This is a genomic window from Bradyrhizobium sp. SZCCHNR1043 (assembly GCF_032489675.1).
Lineage (GTDB): Bacteria > Pseudomonadota > Alphaproteobacteria > Rhizobiales > Xanthobacteraceae > Bradyrhizobium.
The window spans coordinates 298,565-311,670 of record NZ_JAUEYN010000007.1; the positions used below are offsets into that span (position 1 = coordinate 298,565).

Here is a 13,106-nt window from a genome sequence, read left to right on the forward strand (position 1 = left end):
TCCGCAAGCGAAACGGCCGGATCTCTCGATCCGGCCGTTTCGATATCTCGCTTCGCTCGAAGCCCCGCCTGTGACGCGTCCGGCTTCTGCATCAATCGTGGATTTCGGCTTGCTCTCTCAGCTCGCCTTGGCGACCGGGGCAGCGTCCGCCGCTTTCTTCTCGATGGCGCGCTTCAGCTCCAGCGCGCGCGGCGACAGCGCCGCAGCGTTGGCCTTGAGCAGATAGGCGTCGAGGCCGCCATTGTGGTCGACGCTCTTGAGCGCGTTGGTCGAGACGCGCAGGCGCACGTTGCGGCCGAGTACATCCGAGATGAAGGTCACGTTGCACAGGTTCGGCAGGAAGCGCCGCTTGGTCTTGATGTTGGAGTGGCTGACCTTGTGGCCAACCTGGGGGCCCTTGGCCGTCAGTTCACAGCGCCGCGACATGGCAGTAAATCCTCTCTCATCCCCGCACCCTTCGTCCGCCTGTGTCGGCGGGCCGCGGGGGTCCAAAACTCGTCCAGCTCGTCTCTGGGAGATGCGGTCCTATAGGGGGGATGCGGCTTTTCGTCAAGGTTTTGAGGGATGGGGCCGGTGGCACCTTGCCACGCGCCGAATCGCAGGGCTGCCTCGCTTCACGGCGGCGGTATTTGCGCCCGCGGCACGGCGTCCGGCCATAGGCGTCCGCATGGCCGTTTTTCTCCGAAAGACGTCGTACAATCAACATCATAGCCGATCGCCGGAGACCACATAAAGGGCGTATTCGGGCGTGATGAGTGGACGTTCGCGCGATGGCGCGTCAAATCGGCCCGTCGAGCCCGGCGGATTGCAGGGGCTCACGGGGAGTTTGGGCCGCCCGATGCGGCTTCGCCGGAAGCGGAGCCGGACGTAAAGCGCTGGACAATCGGCCAGGATGTGACCGGTTCGCGTTGTTCAGGAGCGTTTTTGGCGTAAGTAACAGCAGTGGCGCGGCACAGGGGCCGGGGCCCGACAAGCGGATCGGCAGGACCATTTCGACGTGACCAACAGCACGGCCTTCTTCCGTTTCCGGCGCCTGGCGGTGGCCGGCTCCATCGCGGCGCTCCTGCTGCTGGCCCCCCACGGCGCCTGGGCACAGGCCCGGCTGGACGCCCAATATGAGGCTTCGCTGGCTGGCATCCCCGTCGGCAAGGGCACCTGGGCGGTCGAAATCGGGGATGATCAGTACGGCGCCGCAGCTCAGGGCGGCACCGCGGGCCTGCTCAAGAGCTTCTCCCAAGGATCGGGCACCGGGTCGGTGCAGGGGCGCGTCGTCAACGGCGCCCTGGTCGGGCAGAGCTACCAGGCCTCGACCACCACGGGAAAGAAGTCCGAGCAGATCCGCATCAATCTGCAGAACGGCACCGTGAAGGATTTCGCCATCGAGCCGACGCCGCCGGTCGATCCCGACCGCATCCCGGTAACGGATGCCCACAAGCGCGGCGTGCTCGATCCGATGACGGCCTCGCTGGTGCGGGTGCCGGGCAATGGCGAGCTGCTGTCGCCGGACTCGTGCCGCGGCGCTGCGCCCGTGTTCGACGGCCGCATGCGCTACGAGCTCAAGCTCGACTACAAGCGCATGGAGAACGTCAAGGCAGACAAAGGCTATCGTGGTCCGGCGCTGGTCTGCGCGGTCTACTTCACGCCGGTTGCGGGCTACATCCCGGACCGGCCGGTGATCAAATATCTCGCCCAGGCCCGCAACATGGAGATCTTCTTCGTGCCGCTCGCGGGCACGCGCATCCTGGTGCCGTTCCGGGTCGTGATTCCGACCTCTTTCGGCAAGGCGATGCTCGAGGCGACCTCCTTCATCACCCAGGCCTCGCCGCACGTCGCGAAAACGCAGTAGCGCGCGGCGGAATCCTCGTTGTCCGGCCGGCGCCGTCATTGCGAGGCCGCCCGGAAAGCCAGCATGTGTCCGGCGCGCGGCCTGAACGACGGCTCGCGTGAATCCGTTTGACTCTTCGCCGATTCTGATTCGACTCGGGTCTGCTCGAAAACAGCGCCAGTTCCCTCGCGAAAGCGTTGCTTGTCGAGACCGTGAAAACTTGATCTAGTGCTGCCTTGATCGCGCGGCGCGAGATGTTGCGGTGAACGAAGCCGGAAAGGCGCTGGAGTCAGCGATTCGGGCGTGATTCGTTCTCAAGGCGTTCCGAAGCTTAAGCTGCGTCCCTATATGCGTAGCAATATGACACAGGTGTGAGGATCGCAGCCTCTCAGAACGACGATAATTCCAGCATCCATCGCGCCTGACCCGCGCGCCTGCAACGCCGGCCTCGAGACCCAATTTAACGAATGGCTTTTTCGTCTTCTTCGGCAGCCTCGCCTTTCGAGCGCGCGTCCGACCGTGCTCCCGGAAGCGGCGTCACCGCCGTGCTCGGCCCCACCAACACCGGCAAGACGCATCTGGCGATCGAGCGCATGCTCGCGCATTCCTCCGGCATCATCGGACTGCCGCTGCGGCTGCTCGCGCGCGAGGTCTACAACAAGATCGCCGATCGCGTCGGCAGCGAGGCCGTTGCGCTGATCACCGGCGAGGAGAAGATCAAGCCGAAGAACCCGCGCTACTGGGTGTCGACCGTCGAGGCGATGCCCAGGGATCTCGACGTGTCGTTCCTCGCCGTCGACGAGATCCAGATCGCCGCCGATCTCGAGCGCGGCCACGTCTTCACCGACCGCATCCTCAACCGGCGGGGCCGCGACGAGACGCTGCTGCTCGGGGCTGCGACGATGCGCCCCATCATCGAGCGGCTGCTGCCGGGCGTATCGACCGTGACGCGGCCGCGGCTGTCGCAGCTCGAATTCGCCGGCGACCGCAAGATCACGCGACAGCCGCGCCGGACTGCCATCGTGGCCTTCTCGGCCGACGAGGTCTACGCCATCGCCGAGCTGATCCGCCGCCAGCATGGCGGCGCCGCTGTGGTCCTGGGATCGCTGTCGCCGCGAACCCGCAACGCGCAGGTGGCGATGTTCCAGAACGGCGACGTCGACTATCTCGTCGCCACCGACGCGATCGGCATGGGGCTCAACCTCGACGTCGACCACGTCGCCTTTGCGTCCGACCGCAAATATGACGGCTATCAGTTCCGCCGGCTCACGCCGTCGGAGTTTGCCCAGATCGCGGGCCGTGCCGGACGGGCGACGCGCAACGGCACGTTCGGCACCACCGGGCGTTGTGCGCCGTTCGAGCCCGAGCTGGTCAATGCGCTCCAGAACCACACCTTCGATACCGTGAAGGTGCTGCAATGGCGGAACTCCAGGCTTGATTTCGCGTCCTTGAGCGCGCTTCAGGTCTCATTGGCGATCGCGCCGGGGCATGAGGCGCTGACGCGCGCGCCGATCGCGGAGGATCTGCGCGTGCTCGATCATGCCGCGCGCGACGCCGAGGTGCGCGACATGGCGCATGGCGCGTCCGCGGTCGAGCGTCTCTGGGAGACCTGCCAGATCCCCGATTATCGCAGGCTGTCGCCGGCCGCCCATGCGGAGCTGGTGACCACCGTGTTCGGCTTCCTGATGCAGAAGGGGCGTATTCCGGACGCCTGGTACGCCGCACAGGTCGATCAGGCCGACCGCGTCGATGGCGACATCGACACGCTGTCGGGGCGGATTGCACAGATTCGTACCTGGACCTTCGTGGCCAACCGGCCAGACTGGCTGCGCGACCCTGATTATTGGCAGGGGATTACCCGCGAGCTCGAAAATAAATTGTCAGACGCCCTTCATGAACGGCTCACGGAGCGTTTCGTTGATCGTCGTACCAGTGTATTGATGCGGCGCCTGCGGGAGAACAGTGTTTTGAATACGGAAATCGGCAAGACCGGCGAAGTGATCGTTGAAGGGCACGCGATCGGCCGCCTGGATGGATTCACCTTCGCGCCCGACGCCGCCGAAGCCGGCTCGGAGGCCAAGGCCTTGCAGGCTGCTGCCCAGAAGGCGCTGGCCGGCGAGATCGAGGCGCGCGCCGAGAAGCTGTCCAGCGCGCCCGACGAGCACATCGTGCTCACCGCCGACGGCACGGTGCGCTGGACCGGCGACGCGGTCGCCAAGCTGGTCGCGGCCGACGACGCGTTGCATCCGCGCCTGCGCATCATCGCCGACGAGCGGCTGACGGGTGCTGCGCGCGACAAGGTGCAGGCGCGGCTCGATCTCTGGCTGAAGACGCATATCGAGAAGCTGCTCGGCCCGCTGTTCGAATTGTCCAAGGCCGAGGACATCACCGGCATCGGCCGCGGCATCGCGTTCCAACTGGTGGAGGCGCTCGGCGTCATCGAGCGCGCCAAGATCGCGGCCGAGATGAAGGATCTCGACCAGCCGTCGCGCGCCACGCTGCGCAAATATGGCGTGCGCTTCGGCGCCTATCACATCTACGTCCCGGCGCTGCTCAAGCCCGCGGCGCGCGCGCTCGCTGCGCTGCTGTGGGCCGAGAAGCAGGGCAATGTCGACATGTCCGCGCTGACCGGCGCGCAGCATCTGGCGAGCTCGGGCCGGACCTCGTTCCCGGTCGACAAGGCGCTGCCGCGCGATGCCTATCGCGTGCTCGGCTACAAGCAGGCGGGCGAGCGCGCGGTGCGCGTCGACATCCTGGAGCGGCTGGCCGACCTGATTCGTCCCGCCCTGGCCTGGCGCGACAATGCACCGGGCGAAAAGCCCGCCGGCGCCTTCGACGGCCGCGGCTTCGTGGTGACGCAGGCGATGACCTCGCTCACCGGTTCGGCCGGCGAGGACTTTGCCTCGATCCTGCGCGCGCTCGGCTATCGCATGGAGAAGCGTCCGCCGCTGCCGCCGAAGCCGGCTGAGAAGCCCGTCGAGGCTGCTGCTGCCGAGGCCGCTGCTGTGGAGACCGCCCCGGCTGAGCCGGCAGAAGCGCAGGCCGTGCCGGGCGAGGACCTCGCGCTTGTCGCCGGCGAGCCGGCCGACGAGCAGGTTCCCACCGTCGCGGAGGCCGCCGTCGCTCCGGTGACCGAGCAGACCATCGCCGTGCCCGCGGCGGTCGGCGAGGAGCAGGCGGAAACCGCGTCGGTGTCGGCCCTGGCATCGCTGCCGACCGTCGATTTCGTCACGCCCGATGCGGCGGACGACGCGTCCGTGGCCGAGACGGCTGCCGAAAGCGTCGTCGCCGAGGCGGAAGCCGCCGTTGCTGCGGATGCGCCGCAGCCAGAAGCCGCTGAGGCCGTCGCACACGAGGCAGCAAGCATCGGCGATGCTTCGGCTGAAGCTGCCGGGACTGAAGCTGCTGCTGGATCTACCGCGACCGCGGCTTCTCCGGCCGAGGCCGCTGCTGCCGCCGAGCCCGTCCTGGTCGAGGTCTGGCGGCCGGGCGGGCGCTCGGAGGAGCGCAGGCCGCGCCACGACCATCATCATCGCGGCCGGCCCAACCGTCCGCAGCACGAGCGCGGGCAGGGTGCCGGCGGCGGGCAGGCGCCTGCCGGGACGGCTCCGGCCGAGGGCGGCGAGGCGCGCGAGCGCCATCACCGCGGCCAGGGCCGACGCGACCGGATGAAGGAGTTCGGCAAGGACTTCCGCAAGGGCCCGCCGGAGGCTGGTGCGGCTCCAGCCGAGGGCGCATCGGCGCCGGCGCGCGAGGAGCGCGGGCCGCGCCGCGACCATGACGCCAAGGGGCGCGACCAGAACCGCGATCGCAACAAGGGCGGCAAGTTCGGTGGTGAGGGACGCGGCGGCCGCGACTTCGGCAAGGGCGGTCGCGACAAGCGCGACAGCGGTCCGGCGCTGCGGCCCTACGCCTCGAGTGGCGGCGGAGGCCGGGATCGCGACCGTCCGGTCGATCCCAACTCGCCGTTCGCCAAGCTTGCCGCGCTCAAGGAGCAGCTCGCGGCGAACAACCGCAAGGATTGAGCGGCAAGATCGGTTGGCAAGATAGGTTGGAAGGACAACGCCGACGTCCGACACCCCGTCAGAGCGCCAGCGCCTCGACAAATGGCTGTGGCATGCGCGGCTGGTGAAGGCGCGCACCAGCGCCGCGGCGCTGGTGTCGTCGGGCCATGTCCGGATCAATGGCGTGCGCGAGACGTCGCCCGGCCACGGGGTGAAGACCGGTGACGTGCTGACCATCGCGCTCGACCGCAGCGTGCGCGTGCTCAAGGTGACCGGCTTTGCCGAGCGCCGCGGCGATGCCGCCTCCGTGCGCGGGCTGTACGATGATCTGGATGGCGGACGATCCTGATGGATTGCGCCAGAGCAATATCCGGTTCAGTTCTTCGCCCCGCTTCACTTGCGGCACAACACGTCCTGCGCTAGTCCAAGCCAGCCGAATTGTCGATCCGTTCCGGAGCCTTGGATGACTTACGTCGTCACCGAAAACTGTATCAAGTGCAAATACACCGATTGCGTTGAGGTCTGCCCGGTAGACTGCTTCTACGAGGGTGACAACATGCTGGTCATTCATCCGGACGAATGCATCGATTGCGGCGTGTGCGAGCCGGAATGTCCGGCCGACGCGATCAAGCCGGATACCGAGCCGGGGCTGGAGAAGTGGCTGGGCGTGAACGCCGAATATGCCAAGTCCTGGCCCAACATCACCCAGAAGAAGGACCCGCCGGCCGACGCCAAGGAGCACGACGGCGAGGATGGAAAGTTCCAGAAATATTTTTCGTCGAAGCCCGGCGCCGGAGACTGACGGTCGTCTCGCGACCTGCGCGGTCACCAGCGCGCCCCGGCCTGCGGGGCGCCGTCGCGCCGATCGAAATCGTTACGCGGAAACAATGGCCTAGAACACCTCTTGCGGCGAGCGGGACGCGCTGCACGAGTTGTTCTATTCCGGCACGCTTCACTTAACCCTAACTTCGTGGATCCGTCACAATACCGCCCCTGCGGCCTCCAAATCATTGATTTTTGCGGCAAATGTGCTATATATAGCACATTCTCAGAGCCGAACCCGGCCATGCGTAACCTTTTTTGGCCGCCCTTTTAGGTTCCCGCAACATCAAACAGGGGCGTGGCAGTTCCGCGCGCAGGCTGTGTCACAGAAAACGCGTAAAAAGAGTGCTTCCAAGAGTACAAAAAAAGCCGCCGCGGCCAGCCGCAGCGTTTCCAAGGGCCGTGCCCGGACTCCTGTAAAGGAGATTCGGGCTGCCGCGAAGGCCTCGGCTGCCAAGTCCACTAAGAACAAAAGAAGCGCAATGCCTGAAAAGACTGCCAAGACTGCCGCGAAAGCATCCGCCGCGAAGACCACTCTTGCAAAGGACTCTGTTGCCAAGGCTGCGCCTGCCAAGGCCGCCGCTGCGCCCAAGGCTGCCACCAAGACCGCCGTTCCCGCAGCTGCTGCCCCTGTTGCCAAGCCCGCTGTCGCCGCCAAGCCGGCTGCTCCCGCCGCGGCCGCGCCGCGCGTCGAGGAAAAGAAGCTGCCGACCCAGCGCCAGGGCTTCAAGACCAACGAATTCGTCGTCTATCCGGCTCACGGCGTCGGCCAGATCCTGGCCATCGAGGAGCAGGAGATCGCGGGCGCCAAGCTCGAGCTGTTCGTCATCAACTTCATCAAGGACAAGATGACGCTGCGCGTGCCGACCGCCAAGGTCGCCAATGTCGGCATGCGCAAGCTGTCCGACCCGGCGCTGGTGAAGAAGGCGCTGGAGACCCTGAAGGGCCGTGCCCGCGTCAAGCGCACCATGTGGTCGCGTCGCGCCCAGGAATACGAAGCGAAGATCAATTCGGGCGACATCGTCGCGATCGCCGAGGTCGTGCGCGATCTCTACCGTTCGGAGTCGCAGCCCGAGCAGTCCTACAGCGAACGCCAGCTCTACGAAGCGGCGCTCGACCGTCTGTCGCGCGAGATCGCCGTCGTGCAGCACTCGACCGAGACCGAGGCCGTCAAGGAGATCGAGACGCAGCTCGCCAAGAGCCCGCGCCGCGGTGCCAAGACCGAAGCCGATGCGGTCGCCGAAGGTGATGCCGACGCCGAGGGCGATGATATCGATGGCGACGACACCGCCGTGGCCGACGAGGCCGCCTGATCGACCGTTAGCGCGTTTTCCAATTAGTTGCTTACGAAAGCCCGGCCGAAAGGTCGGGCTTTTTGTTTGGGATGCACGTCGACGGCACCGCTTCATGGCCATGGTGTAGACGTGCTCGCCGTTCGCGAGTTGGCGATGGACTGCGTGCGAAGGTGGGGCGCTGGTCGCACTTGCTCCGCTGTCGTCCCGGCGAACGCCGGGACCCATAATCCCGGCGCCTGCAAGGACGCGCGCTGGAGCTCCAGCGCTCCAGCCATTTGCACTTGCGGTTATGGATCCCGGGTCGGCGCCCGGCAACGCTGTCGCGTTGCCGGTCTTGCCCGGGACGACAGTTGTCGTGTGGCCGTCCTGGCATGGCATCAACCCGCCGGGGCAAGCGGGGAATCCGTCCCTCAGCCCGTCACTCCACCACGATCTTGACGCGGTCGCGGACCTTGACCTGGGCGCGGGCGTCGAGCCCGTTCAGCACCCGGAAGCGCTCGACCGGACGGTCGACGCCGGTCATGCGGTGCGCGAGCGACTCGACCGTGTCGCCCGGCTGCACGGTGATCACCTTGATGCGCAGCGGCCGCGCCGACTGGATCTCCTCCAGGCTGAGCCGGCGGAACGAGTTCACCGTCTCCCGCGCATTGCGCTCGCTCTCGGTGGTCTTCTGGCGAGAGGCGAAGATGAAGCGGTAGACGTCGCTGCCGACGCGCAGCGCGTAGACCTTGAACTGCCAGGGATCGCCGCTCGCCGAGGTCGAGGCCGCCGGGAAGCCGTTGATCGTCAGCTCCTCGGTCGCCGACTTGTCGACGTTCTCCATCCAGCCGGAATTGAGATAGTCGCCGAGCGTCTGCTGGGCAGGCACGCGCACCACGTCGAAGCGCATCGCCTGGGCGCCGCCTTCGCGCACGCCGATCACCGCCTGCGCGGTGTTGTCGAGCGTGAAGTTCTCCGGCGCCTGGAAGGTGAAGCCGAGCTTCGGATGCAGGAAGCGCCGCCCACGCACGAAGCCCTCGCTCGGGTCCTCGCCGTAGACGATGTTGTCGACCGCAGCCAAGTAGGTCTCGCGGTCATGCTCCCTGGCCTCGGGGGAGACGTATTGCTTGGCGATGGCGGCAGCGTTCTGCACCCGCTCCGGCGTCGCCGGATGCGACGACAGGAAGTCCTGCGCGCGCGGGTCGATCGCGACCTTGCCGGCCTTCAGCTCGGCGTTGCGCTCCATCGAGCTTAGGAAGCGCGCCGCGCCGTAGGGATCGAACTTCGCCTTGGCGGAGATGCCGACGCCGATGCCGTCGGCCTCGAACTCCTGGGTGCGAGAGAAACTCGCCATCGTCAGCTTGGTCTTGGCGAGCGCCAGCGCCGTCAGGTCCGGATCGTTGCCCATGTCGGAGACGACGCGGGTCACCACTGCGGCCTGCCGCGCCTGGTCCTCGCGAATCGCAGCATGGCGCGCCAGCACATGCGCCATCTCGTGGCTCAGCACCGACGACAATTCGGAGGTGTCGTTGGCGAGCGCGATCAGGCCGCGCGTCACGTAGAGCTGGCCGGTCGGCAGCGCGAAGGCGTTGACCGCACCGGAGTTCAGGATCGTGACCTTGTAGCCCTGGTCGGGCCGATCGGACACCGCCACCAGCCGGTCGACGATCTTGCCGATCAGGCCCTCGAGCTGGGGATCCTCATAGGCACCGCCATAAGTAGCAAGAATGCGCTCGTGCTCGCGATCGCTCGCCGGCGTCGTCTGCACCATCGCCGGCTTCGGCCGCGGCGTCGGCATCGGCGCCGTCGCCTGCTGCAACTTGCCCATGTCGCTGCAACCGGACAACGCCAGTCCCAGGCACAGCAACGCCGGTGCGATCCACGAACCGCAGTTCATCACCGTCATGCGCTTTCGAACAGACAGGCTCACGTCGCTACTCACGTACCTCAGCGGTCAATTCCCGCTCAAAATCTCGATCTGGGCGATCTGCGTCAGTTCCAGTCTCGGACCCGCATGCGCTTCGATCCAACCGCGCACGCGAACCTGTCGATTCGCAAGTGATTTGACGTCGATGCCGGCACCTTCCAATACCGCCATCATACGCTTTGGAATAGTCACCGCGAAGCCCCGTGTCCAGCTACGAGCGAAGTTCAGATAAGTTGTTGTCCCCGTCTGTCGTACGGACAACACCTTCCCTTCGACAACCGTAAATTGCCCTACGCGAGACAAAATATCGTCTGGACTTTCCGTGTTTTTTATGACGGTCCCAATCTTCCAGAGACCGCGTCCGGCGCTGCGTGCCTCGGCTTCCGCCGCACCCAGGCTGAGGGCGCAATCCCGGTCCGGCAGGTCGATCCCGCGCAGCACGGCGCCCTGCCGGAGCAGCTCGCTCTGCACCGGCTGGTCCGCACCGGCCACGAAGGCGAAGGCGCGCTGCCGGCCGTAGCGGTCCGGAGTGTCGTCCTCGCCGCGCAGCACGACGTCGCGGCCGCGCAGCAGCACGCGCAGCGTATCCATCGACGTCGCGCGCTGCTCGTCCGGCGGCGCCTCGATGCCGGCGAGCCTGACCTCTCGGCCGTCGTCGAGACGGAAGCCGCGCGCATCGATGATCTCGCTGACGTGTCCTTCGCCGAGCTCGGCGAACATGCACGGCGCGGCGTGACTCGCCGACATCATCGCGATGATCGCGACGCTCGCACCGAGCGCAATCAGCCTCCATCTGCTCCGCATCCTGCGCTCTCTCGTCATGCTGCATCATCGCACGAAATTTCCATTCCACTGAGCGGAAAGCGGCGACCGGCGACGCTTTTGCTGAGCGTGCTGAGCGCTTGCCGCATGCGAAAGCGTGCGCCATGATGCGAACTATCAACGAGGCCGTCGCCATGTAGCGACGTGCCCGGCAGGGAGGATATCGATGAGCAGAACCATCCGCGGCGCGGCGGCGTCGTTGTTCATGCTGGCGTCGGCGCTGACGTTCTCTGCGGGCGTGGCGCATGCGCAGAGCAAGCCGCCGCTGAAGATCGGCGGCATCCTGGACATGTCGAGCCTCTACGCCGACATCACCGGTCCCGGCAGCGAGACCGCGGCGAAGATGGCCGTCGAGGATTTCGGCGGCGAGGTGCTGGGCCGCAAGATCGAGGTGCTTGCGGCCGACCATCTCAACAAGGCCGATCTCGCCGCCAACATCGCCCGCGACATGCTCGACAACCAGGGCGTCGAGATGATCTGGGATGTCGCGGCCTCCGCCACCGCGCTGGCCGCCGGCGAGATCGCCAAGGCGCGCAACAAGATCATCATCTTCAACGGTCCCGGCTCTGTCAGGCTGTCCAACGAGGCCTGCGGCCCGTACACCGTGCACTACGTGTTCGACACCTTCGCGCAGGCCAATGTCACGGGATTGGCGGCGGTGAAGTCCGGCCTCGACAGCTGGTTCTTCCTGACCGCGGATTACGCCTTCGGCCAGGATCTGGAGAAGGACACCACCGCCGTGGTGGTGAAGTCGGGCGGCAAGGTGCTCGGCAGCGTGCGTCATCCGCTCAATACGTCGGACTTCTCGTCCTTCCTGCTGCAGGCGCAGGCCTCCAAGGCCAAGGTGATCGGCCTCGCCAATGCCGGCGGCGACACCATCAACGCGATCAAGCAGGCCGCGGAGTTCGGCCTCAGCAAAGGCGGCCAGAAGCTGTCGCCGCTGCTCGCCTTCGTCTCCGACATCGACAGCGTCGGGCTCGAGACGGCGCAGGGGCTTCTGGTCGCGGAAGCGTTCTATTGGGATCTCAACGACGACACCCGCGCCTTCACCAAACGCTTCATGGAGCGCACCAGGCGCGTGCCGACCTCGGCCCAGGCGGGGGTCTATTCCTCCGTCACGCACTATCTGAAAGCCGTGAAGACGGCCGGGACGACCGATGCGGACGCCGTCATGAAGGCGATGCGGGCCACACCCATCAACGACATGTTCGCCAAGGGCGGCCGCATCCGCGAGGATGGACGCATGGTGCATGACATGTACCTGTTCGAGGTCAAGAAGCCGTCGGAATCGAGGGGGAAGTCCGACGACTACAAGCTGCTCGCGACCGTGTCGGGCGACGAGGCATTCCAGCCGCTCGAGGCGTCGCGCTGCCCGCTTGTGAAGAAGTGACGGCCGGGGCCACGGCATTCCGGGGCGCGCCCGAGCAAGGCGCAAACTCTGCCGCGACATCCGTCGTTCCGGGGCAACGCGCAGCGTTGAACCCGGAACCTCGATGTGAGTCCATCAGCTCGGGATTCCGGGCTCGACGCCGCCGTGTCGCCCCGGAATGACGGGAGACATAACACCAGGAAACAACAAGGAGCGCCGGCCATGACCACCAACACGACAGTCCTGCAGCATCTCGACTCCGGCCTGCTCACGATCACGATGAACCGTCCGGAGCGACGCAACGCGCTCAACAGCGACCTGACCAAGGGCCTGGTCGAGGCGGCGCATCGCGCGGCCAATGATCCGGAGGTGCGTGCGGTGCTGCTCAAGGGCGCCGGCGGCACGTTCTGCGTCGGCGGCGACGTCAAGGCGATGGCCGAAGCCAAGACCGCGCCCTCGTTCGAGACCAAGGTGACGACCTTGCGCGAGCGCATGGAGGTGTCGCGGCTGCTGCACCAGATGCAGAAGCCGGTGGTGGCGCAGATCGACGGCGCGGCCGCCGGCGCCGGCCTGTCGATCGCGCTGGCCTGCGATCTGCGGGTGGCCGGCGAGTCGGCCAAGATCACGACGGCCTTCGCCAAGGTCGGGCTGTCGGGCGATTTCGGCGGCACCTACTTCCTCACGCAACTGCTCGGCAGCGCCAAGGCGCGGGAGCTGTATCTGACCTCGCCGGTCCTGACGGCGCAGGAGGCGCTCGCCCTGGGCATGGTCACCAAGGTGGTGCCCGACGCCGAGGTCGAAGCCGCCACGCGCGCGCTGGCGCTGTCGCTGGCGCAGGGGCCGAGCGTGACGCTCGGCTACATCAAGCGCAACATCAACAATGCCCAGACGATGACGCTGGAGGCCTGCTTCGACGCCGAGGCGATGCATCACTCGCGCTGCAGCGAAACAGAGGATCACAAGGAGGCGGCGAAAGCCTTCGTCGAGAAGCGCGCGCCGGTGTTTCAGGGTCGGTAGCTCCGCGTTCTCCGTCATTGCGAGCGAAGCGACGCAATCCAGGGTC

Annotated in this window: 9 protein-coding genes and 1 pseudogene; 7 read left to right on the forward strand and 3 right to left on the reverse strand. The window is 66.5% G+C overall.

Annotation, left to right across the window (positions count from 1 at the left end):
- Nucleotides 1-117: 117 nt before the first annotated feature.
- Complete coding sequence (gene rpmB / locus QX039_RS14755; protein ID WP_315735146.1) at nucleotides 118-426, reverse strand: 50S ribosomal protein L28; 309 nt, start codon at nucleotides 424-426, stop codon at nucleotides 118-120.
- Nucleotides 427-1,066: 640 nt separating this feature from the next.
- On the opposite strand from rpmB, the gene QX039_RS14760 reads away from it, so the two are divergent.
- The 5 genes and pseudogenes from QX039_RS14760 to QX039_RS14780 all read left to right on the forward strand — a co-directional run bounded on the left by QX039_RS14760 (nucleotide 1,067) and on the right by QX039_RS14780 (nucleotide 7,964).
- Nucleotides 1,067-1,846, forward strand: coding sequence for a DUF3108 domain-containing protein (locus tag QX039_RS14760; protein ID WP_315735736.1), 780 nt, complete (start codon nucleotides 1,067-1,069; stop codon nucleotides 1,844-1,846).
- Between the two features lie 446 nt (nucleotides 1,847-2,292).
- Nucleotides 2,293-5,850: a helicase-related protein gene (locus tag QX039_RS14765; RefSeq protein WP_315735144.1), complete on the forward strand. Its 3,558-nt coding sequence runs from the start codon at nucleotides 2,293-2,295 to the stop codon at nucleotides 5,848-5,850.
- 61 nt (nucleotides 5,851-5,911) lie between these two features.
- Nucleotides 5,912-6,178 (forward strand): annotated as a pseudogene (locus QX039_RS14770) (RNA-binding S4 domain-containing protein); the annotation flags it as partial.
- A gap of 114 nt (nucleotides 6,179-6,292) precedes the next feature.
- Nucleotides 6,293-6,631: a ferredoxin FdxA gene (gene fdxA, locus QX039_RS14775; RefSeq protein WP_315715248.1), complete on the forward strand. Its 339-nt coding sequence runs from the start codon at nucleotides 6,293-6,295 to the stop codon at nucleotides 6,629-6,631.
- A gap of 502 nt (nucleotides 6,632-7,133) precedes the next feature.
- Nucleotides 7,134-7,964 carry a CarD family transcriptional regulator gene (locus tag QX039_RS14780; RefSeq protein WP_315715249.1) on the forward strand — a complete coding sequence of 277 codons (831 nt, stop codon included), beginning with the start codon at nucleotides 7,134-7,136 and terminating at the stop codon, nucleotides 7,962-7,964.
- 400 nt (nucleotides 7,965-8,364) lie between these two features.
- Here QX039_RS14780 and QX039_RS14785 read toward each other — a convergent pair whose 3' ends face one another.
- Both QX039_RS14785 and QX039_RS14790 read right to left on the reverse strand, forming a co-directional pair.
- Nucleotides 8,365-9,831: a M48 family metalloprotease gene (locus tag QX039_RS14785; RefSeq protein ID WP_315735734.1), complete on the reverse strand. Its 1,467-nt coding sequence runs from the start codon at nucleotides 9,829-9,831 to the stop codon at nucleotides 8,365-8,367.
- A gap of 48 nt (nucleotides 9,832-9,879) precedes the next feature.
- On the reverse strand, nucleotides 9,880-10,674 hold the full coding sequence (locus QX039_RS14790) for a thermonuclease family protein (RefSeq protein WP_409998907.1): 795 nt from the start codon (nucleotides 10,672-10,674) through the stop codon (nucleotides 9,880-9,882).
- A 205-nt stretch (nucleotides 10,675-10,879) separates the two neighbouring features.
- Between QX039_RS14790 and QX039_RS14795 the strand changes: the two genes are divergently transcribed.
- Nucleotides 10,880-12,064 carry an ABC transporter substrate-binding protein gene (locus QX039_RS14795; RefSeq protein ID WP_315735730.1) on the forward strand — a complete coding sequence of 395 codons (1,185 nt, stop codon included), beginning with the start codon at nucleotides 10,880-10,882 and terminating at the stop codon, nucleotides 12,062-12,064.
- A 201-nt stretch (nucleotides 12,065-12,265) separates the two neighbouring features.
- Nucleotides 12,266-13,060 carry an enoyl-CoA hydratase gene (locus tag QX039_RS14800; RefSeq protein ID WP_315735142.1) on the forward strand — a complete coding sequence of 265 codons (795 nt, stop codon included), beginning with the start codon at nucleotides 12,266-12,268 and terminating at the stop codon, nucleotides 13,058-13,060.
- Nucleotides 13,061-13,106: the final 46 nt, after the last annotated feature.

Excerpts from the sequence above, each read along its gene's own strand:
- rpmB (WP_315735146.1), bottom strand. The coding sequence starts at position 426 with ATGTCGCGGCGCTGTGAACTGACGGCCAAGGGCCCCCAGGTTGGCCAC.
- QX039_RS14765 (WP_315735144.1), top strand. The coding sequence starts at position 2,293 with ATGGCTTTTTCGTCTTCTTCGGCAGCCTCGCCTTTCGAGCGCGCGTCC.
- fdxA (WP_315715248.1), top strand. The coding sequence starts at position 6,293 with ATGACTTACGTCGTCACCGAAAACTGTATCAAGTGCAAATACACCGAT.
- QX039_RS14780 (WP_315715249.1), top strand. The coding sequence starts at position 7,134 with ATGCCTGAAAAGACTGCCAAGACTGCCGCGAAAGCATCCGCCGCGAAG.
- QX039_RS14785 (WP_315735734.1), bottom strand. The coding sequence starts at position 9,831 with ATGACGGTGATGAACTGCGGTTCGTGGATCGCACCGGCGTTGCTGTGC.
- QX039_RS14790 (WP_409998907.1), bottom strand. The coding sequence starts at position 10,674 with ATGACGAGAGAGCGCAGGATGCGGAGCAGATGGAGGCTGATTGCGCTC.
- QX039_RS14795 (WP_315735730.1), top strand. The coding sequence starts at position 10,880 with ATGCTGGCGTCGGCGCTGACGTTCTCTGCGGGCGTGGCGCATGCGCAG.
- QX039_RS14800 (WP_315735142.1), top strand. The coding sequence starts at position 12,266 with ATGACCACCAACACGACAGTCCTGCAGCATCTCGACTCCGGCCTGCTC.